This window comes from Carnobacterium sp. 1290_CSPC, assembly GCF_001053265.1.
GTDB classification, from domain to species: domain Bacteria; phylum Bacillota; class Bacilli; order Lactobacillales; family Aerococcaceae; genus Aerococcus; species Aerococcus urinaeequi.
Genome location: NZ_JVVG01000096.1, coordinates 11,830 through 27,643, shown reverse-complemented (window position 1 = coordinate 27,643; position 15,814 = coordinate 11,830). Strand labels below are relative to the sequence as shown.

Sequence of the window (15,814 nt, the reverse complement as noted above, 5' to 3'; positions counted from 1 at the left end):
TTCGAACCCGCGACCCCCACCTTGGCAAGGTGGTGCTCTACCACTGAGCTATTTCCGCGTGTTTTTTGTGTCATCAACTGACGACTAGATAAGAATATCATCTGATAGCAGAGAAGTCAATAATATTTCTGAAAAAAGTTTAAAAAACTTGAATTTTTTTTTCTATATCCGAAAATACACAAAAAATGTGAACGATAAGAAGATTGTAGTTGCCCTTTTTTCAAGTTATCGCCTTGGAATTGGATTATTCCTCGATCATTTCGTATTTACTTGCTGTTAGATCTACCCTAGTAAACAGGTCTTCCCCTAACCCCTGTCGCACTTCCTCGCAATTGAGGCGGTGTGTATGGCATAAGGCCTTCTTGGAAATAAATTTCCCCACAATCCTTCACCCCTTGAATATCCACAATTTAATTCACTTATGCTAAAAACCGAAATTCTTTATTCTGTTATAGTAAATTCCTTGAGAACGCTACCTTGGATGGTCATTATTCTTTTAAGTTCATCCAAATTGTACTGTATTTGTTTTTAATCCATATTAAACCCCCCCGTTAAATCAGCATTTTATTGAGAATTCACATTTTCTTCAATATTTTATCTGAAATCTTCACGGGAAATTCAAAGGTACACGCTATTATATAAGCATACCCAATATAAAAACTTTTCTTCATAAATCTTTCTCCTCCCAAACGAAAGATTATAAAGTAAACCACCTACCGCCTCCCAACGGTAGGTGGTTTTTTTGTGTATAACAAAAAACCTTTTGATTCATTTTTTGTGTTAAAATTTAGCCAATATAAGTTGATCTGATCAGTTAGCAACCCAATGCGATTCAGCCGCGGCCAAAGACCAGAATGATTTATGGTCTTTTTTCAAAATTGCGTGGCCAATGAATTCCTTAATCTCCTTCCAACAGATCAGCATTTCAACAAAGAAAGTGAATGGATATATGAATACTTTAACTGTTAAAAATCTATCAAAATCTTATGGCAAAATAACGCCCTTTCAAGCAGTCAAAGATGTTTCTTTCAACATTGCCCCGGGTGAAATTGTTTCACTTGTTGGACCAAATGGCGCTGGAAAAACAACCATCGTTTCAATGATCGGCGGTTATATCGAGAAAACTGCCGGGGAAATTTGGGTAAATGGTAAACAAGACCACTATAAGAATGATATTGGCGTTTCTTTTGGAGGCGATTTAGGTTTCTACGGAAATGTTTCGGCCTATGATAATTTAAACTTCTATGCTGACCTTGCAAATGTACCATTTCGACAGCGTAAACATGAGGTCCATAGAGTTTTAGATATCGTTTCGCTGACTGATGTAAAAAATAAACAAGTAAAATTTTTCTCTAAAGGAATGAATCAACGATTACATATCGCAAAATCGCTATTAAACAAACCCTCCTTACTCTTACTAGATGAACCTACTAACGGGTTAGACGTGGAAATTGCTAAAGAAATAAGAGATACAATCAAAAAATTAACTATAGAAGAAAATGTGAGCATCTTATTGACAAGCCACATCATGGGGGAGATAGAAACCCTATCTAATCGCATTATACTTATTGGTGGTGGCAGCCTAAAATTTGAGGGTTCTGTAGCAGATATTATTCACTATTCTGGCTTACCTAAAGGCTCCACCTTAGAAGACGCCTACTTATCTATTGCGCCAAGTTTAAGGAGGTCATAATGTTTCGATTTTTACGTTTATTTTTATTCCATATGAAAGTTTATATTAGAAATCAATATTTTTTATGGCTACCCATCATTTCAACAACGACCATCTTTCTCTTACAATATCTTACAGCACATGGCTATGACCGGTTAGATGATCCTCATTTATGGACACGAAGTGCAATATTTGGCTTATGGGCTTCTGCTACAACAGCAACGGGTTCAATCGGATTCCAGAGACACCAGGGTACCTTGACTTATTTAATCAATACGGGCATTAACGATTTTATGTCACTAACCGCGCTCATTTTACCTGCCTCAACTTTTGGATTGATTTCCTTCCCACTTTCTTATGGTTTAGCACGCATTTTCCATGTTCAGGTGACTGACTTAAATTTTGAATTTGTCCTTTTAGTATTGTTGCTATGGCTGAGTGTAGCAGTAATGGATATGTTGATCGCTGCTTTCTTTGTGTTAACACCTAATGCAATTGTCTACGAAGAGCTTATCCATATACCCCTTCTTTTATGCAGTGGTTTAATTGGACAAGGAAAATTTTTTGATCACCTATCCATGTATACTCAGTGGGGGCTCCCGCTAGTCTATCCTATTCGAAAATTACTCTCCAACAACGACGCCAGTTATAACTCGTGGAGCTATCTGCTGTCCTTAATGATCTGGCTAGCCCTTGCAGTTAGCCTAGGGAGCATTCTTTTACGTTGGGCGAAAAAAGACGGTCAAGGGAGGTTGGTATAAATTGCGTATTCAATTTTCATCATTAATCTACCTTCGTGATATCAAAACTTTTATCACTTACTTCTTTATCACACCCATTATTCAGATGATTTTGTTTGTACTCATTAACCAACAATATTCCAGCACCATTGACTATAACATTGCCTTGAGTTCAGTTTTTATTTCTGCCAACGCGAGCGCAATCAATACAATTAATCAACTATTGGTAACAGATAAAGTATTAGGCATCCATACTGAAATGATTGTTCATAAGCCTTATGCCATAAAATATTGGTTTGACAAAATAGCGACCGTTTATTTTAGCTCGCTACTTTTATTTTTGATCAATATTTGCATTCTAGCGATATTTGGCGTAACGACCAATCAAATGTATAGCGCAATCGCGTTGTTACCTTTTAGCATTCTCTATAGTTTACTGATCGGAGTCATAGCTTTTTATCTGGCAATCAATATGAGTAATATTTATTTTTTCAATAATATCTTTATGAATATCCTGCCTATCATTTCTGGATTAGCGATTCCAATTGCCACCTATCCAGCCATCTTTAAAAATTTCTCTATGCTATTTCCGTATGACCAATTGCTAACTGCTATCCACACCAATCAAGTTGTATTTGTTCCGTTGTTGACACATTTTGTAATTGTCGGGCTAATTAGTGCGCTACTTTATAGATACCGAATTGCCTTTCAGAAAAAGTAATCCGATAGCGCAACGCCTATAACTGTTCATATTAAACCAAAAAAACCGTCCATCGTAAGATAGGCGGTTTTTCAAATCTATTCTTCTATCAACAATTGATATACGGCCCCTATCAGGTTGGCTTCACTACCATATTTACACAAACCAATCTCAACCGATTCAAATGAGTCGTTAAACCATGGTACGTCACGGCGTAGTGCATCATATTTGTCTTGGACCCCTTTTAACACTAGTGGCTGGGCTGAAATACCCCCACCCAAAACGACCCTGTCCAGGTCTAGCGATATCTGTAGGGTATGGACGATATAAACGATATCTTGGCAATATTGGTCAAATAAGGCTGTAACTTCAGGATTAGTCCCCTCTTCTAAGGCTTGGAAAACTTCCTCACCGTCACCAGGCGCTAGCCCTAATAGTTCTCTAGATTTATTCACGAAAATAACCGCAGATCCTCGCCTACCCATTGCATTCTCTGTGGTCATATCGCTAGAAGACGCCTACATATAGGACAATTCGCCCGCTTGGAAATGACTGCCTTGGTGCAGTTGCCCATTTAAGACAATCCCTCCACCAACACCTGTCCCCAATAGTAAAACTAAGCCGTTTTCAACATCTGTTAAGTGTCCTTGCCACAATTCAGCTTGAGCTGTTGCCTTGCCGTCGTTAATAGCCGCCGCTGGTAGGCCAAAATTTTCTTTAATAAAGTGTTTGAAATTTAAGCCATCGATAAAAGGAATTGCACCGCCAACATGGACAACTCCTGTTTCTGAAACCACCCGTCCTGGAGATGAAAAGCCAACACCTTTCAACTGGTCGCCCACTAGTGCCTGTGCTTGATTGACAATATCAATGATGGCTAATTTTAAATCAGGTAAGTTCTGTGGCGTTTTAAGCTTATATTGGTTGGTAATCTGACCCGATTTGTCTACCAATCCTGATTTAATATTTGTCCCGCCGATATCAATGCCTAAATATAGTGCTTGTGCTGTCATTAACCCGCCTCCAAAAAATGTAAGTGCTTACGATATATTGCAACCATTTTACGCTAACATGTAGCAAAAAACCAGAAAATACATTCTGGTTCTGATCACACACCTTTAAATATGCGCTTCTATCAGGTCTGCCAACATTTGCGTTTGCTTGGGTAGTGGTACGTAAGCTTGGGGTGGGATTTTTACAATAGGTTTGGCCATCCGGTGGGCAAATTTGGCTAAGTTGTCAAAATACATCCGTGTCTGTGGGCTGACTAGATATAAATCAAATTGATCCTCTTCAATTGCCTTTTGTCCGGCATAGATGGAGGTTGCGGCGACCTCGATGTCTGTACCCTGTGTTTGAAATAGTGCGGTTGTCTTCTTAGCGACTAGTGACGATGACATCCCACCTGCGCATACAATTAATGCTTTTTTCACTTATATACCCTCCAGTCCTACTTGTGGCAAAATAGGTTTTGCTCTAAAATGAAACCCTTTTCACCATTATCCACTTCCTGTCCCAAAGATACAAGAAAAACCAAGCAGGATTTTTCTCCCACTCGGCCCTTCTTGATTATGCAAATGTGTTCAATATTTAACGAATAATTACTGGTCTAAGTGCCAGATGTCATTATTGTATTCTTCAATCGTACGGTCAGCTGAGAAGTAACCAGCGTTCGCGATATTGATTAATGAACGACGTGTCCAGTCGCGACGGTCTTCGTAATCCAAGTAGACTTTTTCTTTCACGTCAATGAATTCCTCTAGGTCGATCAAGGCCATGAAGTAGTCCTTGCTGGTCATGTCGTTATATAGACGGTGTAGACGTTCAGGAATACCGTAAGCCATCAATTCGTCTGAGATGATGAAATCAACGATTGGTTGAATACGTTCTTGTTTGTAGTAGTCTTGTGGGTCATAACCATCTGTGGCGTATAAGTTAACGATTTCTTCACTTGATTTACCAAATGGATAAACGTTCTCTTCACCTACTTGTTCAGCGATTTCAACGTTGGCACCATCCCAAGTCATGATAGTTAATGCCCCATTTAACATGAATTTCATGTTACCAGTACCAGATGCTTCTTTGGAAGCTAATGAGATTTGCTCAGAGATATTGGCTGCTGGAATTAAGTATTCCGCTTCAGACACGTTGTAGTTGTCTACGAATACTACTTTCAAGTGTGGTGCCACGTCTAAGTCATTTTCAATTAATTCTGATAACGACAAGATTAAATGAATAATATCTTTAGCAATTGTGTATGCTGGTGCTGCTTTACCACCGAAAATAATGGTAATTGGCGTTCCAGGAATGTTCCCTGCTTTAATTTCATGATATTTGTAGATGATGTATAAGGCCAACATTTGTTGGCGCTTGTACTCATGAATACGTTTAATTTGAACATCTACAATTGAATGACGGTCAATATTAATGTCACGTGTACGTTGCAAGTGGTCTGCCAAGGCATTTTTATTTTCTCTCTTAATGTGACGTAATTCATCTAATACCTTATCATCATTTTCGAATGCTAATAAATCTGTTAAGTCAGCATCTTCACGCCATTTTGTCCCAATGTGTTCATCAATAAAGTTTGTTAACGACGGGTTAGATGCCATTAACCAACGACGGAAAGTAATCCCGTTTGTTTTATTTGAGAATTTTTCAGGATAAATCTCATAAAAATGATTTAACTCGTTATTTTTCAATATTTCTGTATGTAAAGCGGCAACCCCGTTGATTGAGAATCCAAAGTGAATCGCAATCGATGCCATATGCACAGTACCCCATTCATCAATGATGTGAACTGCTTCATTATCCGGGAATTGATCTTTGATGATTTCGTCTAGCTGTACAATGATTTCAGCAATTTCTGGTACAACTTCATGAATATCAGATAGTGGCCATTTTTCCAAGGCTTCTGAAAGAATCGTATGGTTAGTGAAAGCAACCACATTGCGTGTGATTTCTACTGCTTCTTCAAAATCAATGCCGTGTTCCGTTGTTAATAAGCGAACGAATTCTGGAATAATAAATGTCGGATGCGTATCGTTAATTTGTACAACAACATATTCTGCTAAGTCATGGATGTTAGACCCACGCTCGATCGCTTCTTGAATGGCTAATTGAGCACCATTTGAGACCATGAAATATTGTTGATAGATACGTAATAAGTTCCCATTACGGTCAGAGTCATCTGGATATAAGAATAAGGTCAAGTTCTCTTCAATTTGAGTCTTGTCAAAATTAATAGAACTTTCTTCGATAATTTCTGGATTTACTGTGTCTAAATCAAATAAGCGTAATTTATTGACGTTTGGTTGGTTGTAACCAGGTACATCGATTTCATATAAAGTAGATTGTAAGGTAAATTTACCAAACGGCACCTTGTAAGAAATGTCCGATTTGTTTAGCCACGTTGGATGGTCTAACCACTCATCGGGTTTATAAGATTGTTTATTATCCTCAAAGTATTGGCGGAATAGCCCGAAGTGGTAGTTTAAGCCTACCCCGTCACCGTTCAACCCTAAAGTGGCGATTGAGTCTAGGAAGCAAGCTGCTAGACGGCCCAAACCACCATTTCCTAGTGACGGCTCTGCTTCAGCTTCTTCAACTTCAGCAAGAGAAGTCCCATTTTCCGCTAATTCAGCGGCTACATCATCGTATAAACCTAAGTTTAATAAGTTATTTGATAGTAATTTACCAATTAAAAATTCGGCAGAGATATAATAAAGTTTACGTTTACCTTCATTTTGTGGCATTGCGGCTGTTTTTTCTTGAACAAGGTCTAATAAAATTTTGTAGATTTCCGCGTGTGACAACTCGCTTAGCGGTTGATTAAATTGCGCTTGAGCACGTTCGTTTAAATTTAACATGATTGTCTCCTTATCTTTAACTGTGTATCAGTAAGTTCAAAATTTTCCAATTATTACATTCAACTAATCATTATCTTCAGGTAAAAAGGCCGCCTCCGCTGCTATGCTATTTATACCATTATTTTGATCATCTTGACTAATGAAAGCTTGATTTACTCTAAAGTATGTTTCAGTGATTGAAAGCAAGCGTTCTTCAAGGTCGACCGTAAAGTCTTCTTGACGGACTCGCCAGTCCCAGTTGCCGCCAATAGTAGATGGGATATTAATACGTCCTTCAGGTCCTAATCGTAATAAATCATTCATCATGTAGATGGCTAATCTTGAAGGCGATGCTGCAATTCCTCTGACAAATGCATCTGAAGGATGCTCGCCCACGCGTCGATTAAGATATTGGTCAGCCTGATCTCTTTCTGCTTGTGTCGCCTGGTTCATATACCAATCATATGCTTGCATAGAATCATGTGTTGATGCATAGGCAACTGAGTTGACAGGGTAGTGGTGTGGTAAGTCTTCTGAATCTTGACCATAAAATCCATTTTGCAAAACTTTCATACCAGGATACCCAGTATGATCGCGCATATCATGCACAGCTTGCGTCATAAACCCTAAATCTTCTGCAATCACTTTGATATCGCCTAATTCTTTCTTGAATTGGTCGAAAATCTTATTACCTGGCCCTTTTTTCCAAGATCCTAAAGCAGCAGTAGGTGATCCAAATGGCACTGCCCAATAACTTTCAAAGCCACGGAAGTGGTCAATGCGTACCACATCGTACAACTTGAAGCTTTCTTTCATCCGCAAGATCCACCAAGCATAATCAGTTTCTGCCATATAATCCCAGTCATAGATAGGATTACCCCAGTACTGGCCAGTAATTGAATAGAAATCAGGTGGTACACCAGCAACCAAGGAAGGATTGTTCTTCTCGTCAGTAAGGAATAATTCCGGTTGTGTCCACATTTCAACTGAATCGCGGGCCACATAAATTGGAATGTCTCCAATGATTTCTATGTGGTTGTCATTGGCATATTCTTTTAAAGCTTTATATTGTTGGTTAAACCAAAATTGGGTGACCAGATGGTAGTCATACCGCTCAATATGAGCCTCGCAGAATTGGTTGACCACCGCTTCATCATAGTTGCGTAAGTTCGTTGGCCATTCATACCAGGGGTTTTGCCCATTTTCTTCTTTAACAGTCATATATTGGGCAAAAGGTATCAACCAAAAGCTATTTTCTTCATAAAATTGAATAAATTCCGGTTTACTGTAAGCATTTCTTGACACAAAGTTAGCTACAGCCTTTTCAAGTATAGGTCTTCTGTTTTTAAAAAGAATATTATAAGCTACCTTCTTCGGGTTATTACCAAAATTAACCCCTTGATAATCCGTTTTATCTAGGTAACCCTGTTTCGCTAACAGATCAAAATCAATAAAATGGGTGTTACCAGCAAATGCTGAGAATGATTGGTAAGGCGAGTCCCCGTATGACGTTGTAGTCAGTGGTAGAATTTGCCAGTACTGTTGCTTGGTTTTGACTAGAAAGTCGACAAATTCATAGGCTGACGCGCCAAATGAGCCGATACCAAATTGATTGGGTAGGGAAGATATGTGTAAAACGACACCACTTGCTCTTTCCATGCTTGAACCTCCTGTTTTCACTATTTCTTTGTTAAGTCACTTACATTTTACATAAAGCGCTTCCACAATGCAACCGATTTCGTAAACTTTTTCAAATAAATTTGAAAGCGTTGTCAATTTACTTTATAATAAAGGTATCAAGCAGAGAGGATAACACTTATGGCAATTACAATTCGAGATGTCGCTAAAAGAGCGGGTGTGGCACCTTCTACCGTTTCACGGGTAATCGCTGACAACCCCTCAATAAGTGATAAAACCAAAAATAAAGTGCGCGCTGTGATGAAGGAAATGAATTATTTTCCCAATATTTATGCGCAAGGGCTTGCAAGTGCCCATTCTAAAACATTCGGTCTTGTTCTACCCCTAGCAACTGATGCCTTTTATCAAAACCCCTTCTTTCCTACCATCTTACGTGGAATTAATTTTGAGATGGCCAAACATGATTATTCTATCCTGCTTTCAGTTGGTTTAGATGATGATCAACGGCAAAAGCACATTGAAAAAATCGTGAATGGCAAGCAAGTTGAGGGCCTGATTTTTCTATATGCCTCAAAAAATGACCCCTTATTGCGGTTCGCCCAGAAAGTCAACTGTCCAGCCGTCGTTATCGGCTCGCCCGACAACACTAAAGTTCATTTCGTGGATAATGACAATGAACTGATTGGTTACCAAGCTACTAAGTCTCTGATTCAACAAGGGTTTAACCGGATTGCCTATGTCGGTGGGGATATGAACCAGTTCTTTATTGCCGACCGTCACAAGGGCTACAAACGGGCTTTGGAAAGTGCGGGTATTATTTATGACCCTAGCTTGATTTATAACGATATCAACTTCTTACCAAGTGATGGTTATGAATTAGCTCAAAATATAATTGATTTTAGTCAAATTGACGGCCTGGTTATTTCCGATGAGTTGGTTGCTGAAGGGATTCGGAATTATCTGGATACCCAGGACATTCAAGATGTCCATCTGATTACTTTTTCAGCCTACCGCCAAGGCAATACCCAGTCGATGAATAAGACTTCTTATGTCAACCTGAATTCCCATATTATCGGTTCAAGGGCCGTGGACATTTTATTTGAAGCCTTAGATCCAGACCAAGCTAGCACACGATTCATTCATGAATATGTCGACGCTGACTTACATACAACTTAATCAAACAACGTAAAAGACTGTGATTACTTGCAGTCTTTTTATTATGGTTAGTGACTTAATACTTCGTATTTTTTGAACTTCCAAAATTATTAGATTTTAAGAGTGTATTGCTAAGTTTCCTAATTATGGATGTCTTTATTAAAGCTATAACGCAAAAAAAGCCATGAAAACAAATCATGACTTCTTTCGAATTACCCTTATTTAAAACACTAATCTTTGAGTCTTTTTTTTCAAATGACAAGTCTAAAAATACCTTACTCTTCCGTCATATTTGTTAATTTGATTTCAGTGATATCGCTAATCAACCATTCACCATCACCTTCAACCATTGTTAGCATTAATCTGGTAATGAGTGTATCATCCAAAAAGTGCTCCTTGGTGACGTTCTGAACGATATCAACTGCTACAAGCACTTCATCTGTACCAACCGTGGTTGGGTCCACCCTAAGTGAATAGTCTTCTATCGTCACTTTTGCATAATACATCTCGTATTGTTGACGAATACCCTCAGGCGCTTGGCTTAATTCAGCTGCCACTTCAGCATCTGTTGGTGCAATTTCATTTAATAAATCAGTCGTTACAAACGGCGCCAGAGATGCTCTATATACATCGTGTTTATTTTCAATTTCAACTGAAGTATCCTCAGGTACATACACTTCAATGAATTGAACAGCCTTATCTGACAGGATTTGGTATAGGTCATCTTTTGCTGTGACGCTCGCCTTTGTTTCTTCCATTTCTGATAATTGATCTTGTAATTCTTCGTTTTCCAATTGCAATTCTTTTAATTGAACATTTAAATCACTTAACGCTTGTTCAGCTTGGCTTCTATCAAAGGATGAAGTGTTTTCCTGTGCGTGCACCGTAAAACTGTTAAACAAGGTTATAAGGCCAGCTACCAATACAATTCTTTTTTTCAATTAAATCGCCTCCCGTCCACTCTATTCATAGCTGCCAAAATATTCACCAGCTGAATAAGTATATCTATCCACTACCCATGTGTCGTTTTCTTGAACCATTTCTAAATTATAGTTACCTTGGCTTGTAAACTCATGACCATAATCATTTTTATGCGTAACTGCATTTACTAAAACGTGTATTGATTCCCCGGCCATATCCTGTGGGTCTACCAAAACTTGATACTCTAAAAGTGCTACTTTTTGCCAATATTCACTTTCTGGTGGAAAAACACCAGCTTCAGTAGGAGCCAGTAAATCCAATAATTTATCCGAAACATAGGGTTCAAGGTCAACACGTAATTGCGGAATATCTTCGCCATATAACTCTGTATCTTTTGGTACAGTCAGTTCAATAAAAGCAGCTGCTTGATCCCTGATATGTTTTGCTGTGGCATCAACGGAACCTTCAATAGTTGATAGGTCACTATTATCAATTTCCGCTTGTAATTGTGCGTTCTCTTCAGTGATTGACTCAATCTGTGCTGATACCTCTGCAATTTGTGCGCTCATTTCTGCGGCTTCACTAGACTCAGCTGTTGCCGATGCATCACTTGAAGATGTTTCTATAGATGCCGCAGTTTCTGTACTTTCCATCCCACTTGCTGCAGCCTCATTCCCTTGACCATTGCTACAAGCTGCTAAAAGTAGCATTGAAATGCCCAATATTATCCCTTTCTTCACTATACCCAAACCTCCCAAAATAACTTTTGTATATTTATATCATAAATATACTATAAAAGTTTACTTTTAGGTACTTTGTTCCCAGACTTATCTATATCTCACATAATTTATAACGATGTATAGGGAAAATCTATCGTTAAATCAAGGCATTATTGGTATGAATATGCTTTTAGCTGAACAAATGTCAGTAATCATATGTCACTCTTTCAACACTCACTACTAATGCCTGAGGCTGGCGCTTTCCTAGCACGCCTTCGCAGTGAGTATAGATTTCTGACAACGTCAATCTGTTGGGGCGTCAGCCTTTACAGATTGAGGAGTCAGAAAAGCCCTCGGGAAAAGTTCCCGAGGGCGATTCCTCCACTAGCCGAGTTCTTCAGGGCGGACAGGAAATACATCCTAATTTTAGGAAATGCTAGGAAAAAGCATAGACCTATGGCCTATAAATTAATTCAATTAGTCATGTACTTATTTCAAGATACTATCAATCAATTGCATGACTTGGCGGACTTCTTCGTTTTTAACGATGGGTTCTGCGCCTACTGTGACAACGTCATAGAAGTTGCGGTAGAAGGAAACGTCTGCTGGCTTGCTCTCTGGTAAAGGCAAGGTCTCTGTGACGCCATCAACTGGTGGTGCCATTGTTTTGGTCAAACCGACGCCTGCCCTAATCGGTGATGGTTTATTTTCCACATCATTACCGGTTGCTTTCACAATGCGCCCGTTCATTTCCCAGTCTTCAATGATAGCTGTTCCTTGGTTACCTTTGATATACCAACGAGGCAGGCTAATGAAGTTAGATGTCCCAACTTCAACATGGGCGCGGATGCCGTTTTCAAAGGTGATATAAGCCATGAATCCGTCGTCTACTTCGTCGCCGAGGATATAAGATAAGTCTGAGTGAACGGACTTGATTGGTGAATCTACTAGCCACAATAGTTGATCAAATAAATGGATTCCCCAGTCTAAGACCATACCGCCACCGTGGGCTTTTAGATGGCGCCAGTCGCCTGGAATGCCATTAGCGCCGTGGACGCGTGATTCAATCTGGAAGACATCTCCAACGGCTTGACGTTTTGTGAATATGTCTTTGACTTGTAAGAAGTCTGGGTCCCAGCGACGGTTTTGGTGCACCATGAGTACGCGTCCTGTTTCTTCAGCTACGGTTATCATTTCGTCGAATTCTTCGGTATTCATGGCGACTGGTTTTTCACAAATCACATGCTTACCGGACTTCATGGCACGGATAGCTAGTTCTTTATGACTGTCGTTTGGTGTAGCGATTAAAATTGCATCGACTTCTGGGTCGTCTAAAATAGCTTCAAAGGCTGGGTAGACGTAGGTCCCCGTTTCTTCCGCCACGTCTTTTCGTTCTTGGTCAATGTCATAAATCCCCACGACTTGTAGGTAGTCGGCTTCGGCTGAAATCAGGCCGTGGACATGGTAGGTCCCCATGCCACCGTAACCGATTGTTGCGATATTTAATTTATTATTCACTTGTTTTGTCATCTATGCCCACCACATTTCTTGGGGTTGGTCTCGCATCATGACAGATTTTAGATTGGTAATGGCACGGTCTAGTCCTTCGTCTACTGACATAATTGGATCTTCGTGTTCAATTGAAAGCACGTAATCGTAGCCGTAAATGCGCAATTGGGCCAACATTTGTGACCATTCGGACATCGGATGGCCTTCACCAACACTTCTAAAGGTCCATGCACGACTGGCAACATCTTGATAAGGTTGCATATCAGTTAGGCCGTACATGTTGATATTGTCTTGGTCTAAGTAGGTATCTTTGGCATGGAAGTGGTTGATTGCGCCAGCTTTACCTAAAATTTTAATGGCTGCGACTGGGTCAATTCCTTGCCACCACATATGCGATGGGTCAAAGTTACAACCGATATTGTCCCCTGCTTCAGACCGTAAACGTAACATGGTTGCTGGGGTATGGGCTAAAAAGCCACCGTGCATTTCAATCCCGATTTTAACGCCCGCTGCCCCTGCTTCTTGGTTAATGTCCTTCCAGTAAGGGATTAAGACTTGGTCCCATTGGTAGTGGTAGGCGTCTGCATATTCCGTTGGCCAAGGAATGACCGGCCAGTTAACATGGGTATCTGTCGCGTTTCCGCCCCCGACACCTGAGAAGCCATTCACAACTGGCACGTTCATTAAGGATGCCAGTTTGATGGTTTTTCTAAGCAATTCATCGTGCGCTCGTGCTTGATTTTTATCTGGTGAAATAGGGTTGCCATGCGCCGATAGGGCTGAAATTGACAGTCCGCGGTCCGCAACTTTTTGTAGGTATTCTTTTCTTGCATCACTAGATGCCAAAAGGGTATCGATTTTCAAGTGTGCATCCCCTGGGCTAGCACCGGTACCAATTTCTACCGTCTCAAGCCCTTTTGCTGCTACTTGATCTAACATCTCTTCAAAGGATAAGTCATTAAATAACGGGGTAAATACGCCTAATTTCATAAAATCCTCCTATACTCATCTAATTTCTTTATTTCAATTTTTAAACTTTACTATTTGTTTCAATAGGAAAGTGACCATATGTAGGCCTTTCAGTTAGGGGTGCTGCCCAGTGGACGGCATTTTTAATGACCTGCTGGATAGTTGGATGATAATAAGTTGGGAAGGTTTCATGCCCGGGCTGGAAGTAGAAAATCTTCCCGTTACCCCGGCGATAGGTCATGCCTCCACGGAATACTTCCCCGTTTGGATAACCGGTAATAAAAATCAGTTCATCCGGCGCCGGAACGTCAAAGTGTTCTCCATACATTTCTTCTTGGTCTAAATCAATCCACTCGCCCACACCCTGGGTAATTGGGTGAGACGGATTCACATTCCACACCTTGGCAGAAAGACCGTCCTCGCGCCATTTTAAGTCACAAGTCGTTCCCATTAATTTCTGGAATATTTTAGAAAAATGACCCGAATGCAAGACAATCAGTCCCATGCCATCCAAAACGCGCTGGTGAACCCGGTCAACAATCTCATCTGCCACTTCACCGTGCGCCATATGTCCCCACCAAAGGAGGACATCCGTTTGATTTAAGACTTCCTCGGTCAAGCCGTGTTCTGGCTGGTCCAAAGTCGCCATATTGACTTGAAAGTCTGCCGTTAAGAAACCGGCTAAAGCTTCATGAATCCCCTCTGGATAGACAGCTTTCACGTCCTCATCCGTCAATTCATGACGAAATTCATTCCATACTGTTACTCGAATCATCAGAATCCTCCTATTGATTTAGAATTACGGGTTGTCCAGTTTTCGCTGATTGATAAATGGCTTCTAGAATTTCAGTCACTATCAAAGCTTCTCGCGGTTTTACAACCGGCTCTGTATCATGAATAATGGCTTGAATCCACTGCTTTGCTTCCAACACTTCGGGGTCATCAGCATCCCCTTCAAAGAAGTCAACTGCACCTGGGTCAACAATGACTTGCTTGTCGAATAATAGGCCATGGTCTTCACCATTAATCGTTAACCCATCGTTCATATCCGCACCACCCTTAGTCCCGTGCAAGGTCGTTTTCGCCTCACCTGACTTAACGGTATTCAAGGCCCACGATGATTCTAGATAAATGCTCGCACCATTTTCCATGACGATATACCCAAAGGCTGAATCTTCAACGTTAAATTCTTTGGGATCCCAAGAACCAAAGGCATTTGCAGCATTTTCTGTATCAGCTAATTTTCTATAAGTATTTCCAACGACGTATTTGGGCTGATAATTGTCCATCATCCATAAAGTTAGATCAAGTGCATGGGTCCCGATATCAATTAAAGGGCCTCCGCCTTGCGCTTCCTCATCAAGGAATACACCCCAAGTTGGGACAGCACGACGACGAATAGCATGCGCTTTAGCATTGTAAATTTCTCCTAATTGACCCTCTTGGCAGATGGCTTTTAGGTATTGGCTGTCCTTTCTAAAACGGTTTTGATAGCCGATGGTTAATTTTTTACCGTTTCGTTCAGCCGCTTCGATCATCGCGCGACCTTCTTCAGCTGTTTTGGCCATTGGTTTTTCGCACATTACGTGGTTGCCTGCATCAAGCGCTGCAATGGATAATTCTGCATGCGTCGCATTTGGGGTACAGACATGGACCACATCTAAGCTTTCTTCAGCCAACATATTCTGGTAATCGGTATATACACTGGATTCGCTGGTCCCAAATTTGGCTTTTCCAGCCAAGGCCCGGTCTTCGACCAAATCACAGAAAGCCACCAATTCTACCCCTTCAACTTGGGCTAAGGCCGGTAAATGCTTCTGCATCCCAATGCCTCCGCATCCGATAATGCCTACCTTTAATTTTGTTACTGATTCTGTCATGTGAATCCTCCTTATAAAATGTCATCTCAAAACAATGCAACCGGTTTCTTTAATTTCTATAGA

The 15,814-nt window shown here is 40.4% G+C and carries 15 protein-coding genes; 4 read left to right on the top strand and 11 right to left on the bottom strand.

Annotation, left to right across the window (positions count from 1 at the left end; translation table 11 throughout):
* Nucleotides 1-949: 949 nt before the first annotated feature.
* The 3 genes from AC973_RS08495 to AC973_RS08485 are packed head-to-tail and all read left to right on the top strand — an operon-like array spanning nucleotide 950 to nucleotide 3,133.
* Nucleotides 950-1,693, top strand: a complete 744-nt coding sequence (locus AC973_RS08495; protein WP_048729588.1) for an ABC transporter ATP-binding protein — start codon at nucleotides 950-952, stop codon at nucleotides 1,691-1,693.
* The gene (locus AC973_RS08490) at nucleotides 1,693-2,433 is read left to right on the top strand and encodes a hypothetical protein (protein WP_048729586.1); all 741 of its coding nucleotides are present in this window, start codon (nucleotides 1,693-1,695) and stop codon (nucleotides 2,431-2,433) included. Before AC973_RS08495 ends, AC973_RS08490 begins: the two co-directional genes overlap by 1 nt.
* A gap of 1 nt (nucleotide 2,434) precedes the next feature.
* Nucleotides 2,435-3,133, top strand: coding sequence for a hypothetical protein (locus AC973_RS08485; protein WP_048729584.1), 699 nt, complete (start codon nucleotides 2,435-2,437; stop codon nucleotides 3,131-3,133).
* A 77-nt stretch (nucleotides 3,134-3,210) separates the two neighbouring features.
* On the opposite strand, the gene AC973_RS10065 is transcribed toward AC973_RS08485, so the two are convergent.
* The 5 genes from AC973_RS10065 to malQ all read right to left on the bottom strand — a co-directional run bounded on the left by AC973_RS10065 (nucleotide 3,211) and on the right by malQ (nucleotide 8,619).
* On the bottom strand, nucleotides 3,211-3,615 hold the full coding sequence (locus AC973_RS10065; RefSeq protein WP_225968975.1) for a hypothetical protein: 405 nt from the start codon (nucleotides 3,613-3,615) through the stop codon (nucleotides 3,211-3,213).
* A 15-nt stretch (nucleotides 3,616-3,630) separates the two neighbouring features.
* Nucleotides 3,631-4,125 (bottom strand): ROK family protein, encoded by a 495-nt coding sequence (locus tag AC973_RS10060; RefSeq protein ID WP_225968974.1) that lies wholly within the window; start codon nucleotides 4,123-4,125, stop codon nucleotides 3,631-3,633.
* Between the two features lie 105 nt (nucleotides 4,126-4,230).
* Complete coding sequence (locus AC973_RS08475; protein ID WP_082148284.1) at nucleotides 4,231-4,545, bottom strand: PTS cellobiose transporter subunit IIB; 315 nt, start codon at nucleotides 4,543-4,545, stop codon at nucleotides 4,231-4,233.
* Between the two features lie 168 nt (nucleotides 4,546-4,713).
* A complete protein-coding gene (locus tag AC973_RS08470) occupies nucleotides 4,714-6,981 on the bottom strand; it encodes a glycogen/starch/alpha-glucan phosphorylase (RefSeq protein WP_048729582.1) in 2,268 nt (755 codons plus the stop codon).
* Nucleotides 6,982-7,044: 63 nt separating this feature from the next.
* Nucleotides 7,045-8,619, bottom strand: a complete 1,575-nt coding sequence (gene malQ, locus AC973_RS08465) for a 4-alpha-glucanotransferase (protein ID WP_048729581.1) — start codon at nucleotides 8,617-8,619, stop codon at nucleotides 7,045-7,047.
* A 159-nt stretch (nucleotides 8,620-8,778) separates the two neighbouring features.
* Here malQ and AC973_RS08460 point away from each other — a divergent pair, with 159 nt between their 5' ends.
* A complete protein-coding gene (locus AC973_RS08460; protein ID WP_048729574.1) occupies nucleotides 8,779-9,774 on the top strand; it encodes a LacI family DNA-binding transcriptional regulator in 996 nt (331 codons plus the stop codon).
* A gap of 254 nt (nucleotides 9,775-10,028) precedes the next feature.
* Here AC973_RS08460 and AC973_RS08455 read toward each other — a convergent pair whose 3' ends face one another.
* The 6 genes from AC973_RS08455 to AC973_RS08430 all read right to left on the bottom strand — a co-directional run bounded on the left by AC973_RS08455 (nucleotide 10,029) and on the right by AC973_RS08430 (nucleotide 15,751).
* Nucleotides 10,029-10,694 (bottom strand): hypothetical protein, encoded by a 666-nt coding sequence (locus AC973_RS08455; protein ID WP_048729572.1) that lies wholly within the window; start codon nucleotides 10,692-10,694, stop codon nucleotides 10,029-10,031.
* A gap of 21 nt (nucleotides 10,695-10,715) precedes the next feature.
* Entirely contained in the window at nucleotides 10,716-11,414 is a 699-nt protein-coding gene (locus AC973_RS08450) for a hypothetical protein (RefSeq protein WP_048729571.1), read from the bottom strand.
* Between the two features lie 468 nt (nucleotides 11,415-11,882).
* Nucleotides 11,883-12,923, bottom strand: coding sequence for a Gfo/Idh/MocA family protein (locus AC973_RS08445; protein WP_048729568.1), 1,041 nt, complete (start codon nucleotides 12,921-12,923; stop codon nucleotides 11,883-11,885).
* On the bottom strand, nucleotides 12,924-13,892 hold the full coding sequence (locus tag AC973_RS08440) for a sugar phosphate isomerase/epimerase family protein (protein ID WP_048729566.1): 969 nt from the start codon (nucleotides 13,890-13,892) through the stop codon (nucleotides 12,924-12,926). It lies immediately after the preceding gene.
* 40 nt (nucleotides 13,893-13,932) lie between these two features.
* Nucleotides 13,933-14,646, bottom strand: coding sequence for a ThuA domain-containing protein (locus AC973_RS08435; protein ID WP_048729564.1), 714 nt, complete (start codon nucleotides 14,644-14,646; stop codon nucleotides 13,933-13,935).
* Between the two features lie 10 nt (nucleotides 14,647-14,656).
* The gene (locus AC973_RS08430) at nucleotides 14,657-15,751 is read right to left on the bottom strand and encodes a Gfo/Idh/MocA family protein (protein WP_048729562.1); all 1,095 of its coding nucleotides are present in this window, start codon (nucleotides 15,749-15,751) and stop codon (nucleotides 14,657-14,659) included.
* Between the last annotated feature and the right edge of the window lie 63 nt (nucleotides 15,752-15,814).

Bases quoted from the DNA above. Each gene is read 5' to 3' on its own strand.
- AC973_RS08430 (WP_048729562.1), bottom strand. From the start codon at position 15,751: ATGACAGAATCAGTAACAAAATTAAAGGTAGGCATTATCGGATGCGGA.
- AC973_RS08470 (WP_048729582.1), bottom strand. From the start codon at position 6,981: ATGTTAAATTTAAACGAACGTGCTCAAGCGCAATTTAATCAACCGCTA.
- AC973_RS10065 (WP_225968975.1), bottom strand. From the start codon at position 3,615: ATGACCACAGAGAATGCAATGGGTAGGCGAGGATCTGCGGTTATTTTC.
- AC973_RS08495 (WP_048729588.1), top strand. From the start codon at position 950: ATGAATACTTTAACTGTTAAAAATCTATCAAAATCTTATGGCAAAATA.
- AC973_RS08440 (WP_048729566.1), bottom strand. From the start codon at position 13,892: ATGAAATTAGGCGTATTTACCCCGTTATTTAATGACTTATCCTTTGAA.
- AC973_RS08435 (WP_048729564.1), bottom strand. From the start codon at position 14,646: ATGATTCGAGTAACAGTATGGAATGAATTTCGTCATGAATTGACGGAT.
- AC973_RS08445 (WP_048729568.1), bottom strand. From the start codon at position 12,923: ATGACAAAACAAGTGAATAATAAATTAAATATCGCAACAATCGGTTAC.
- AC973_RS08490 (WP_048729586.1), top strand. From the start codon at position 1,693: ATGTTTCGATTTTTACGTTTATTTTTATTCCATATGAAAGTTTATATT.
- malQ (WP_048729581.1), bottom strand. From the start codon at position 8,619: ATGGAAAGAGCAAGTGGTGTCGTTTTACACATATCTTCCCTACCCAAT.
- AC973_RS08460 (WP_048729574.1), top strand. From the start codon at position 8,779: ATGGCAATTACAATTCGAGATGTCGCTAAAAGAGCGGGTGTGGCACCT.
- AC973_RS10060 (WP_225968974.1), bottom strand. From the start codon at position 4,125: ATGACAGCACAAGCACTATATTTAGGCATTGATATCGGCGGGACAAAT.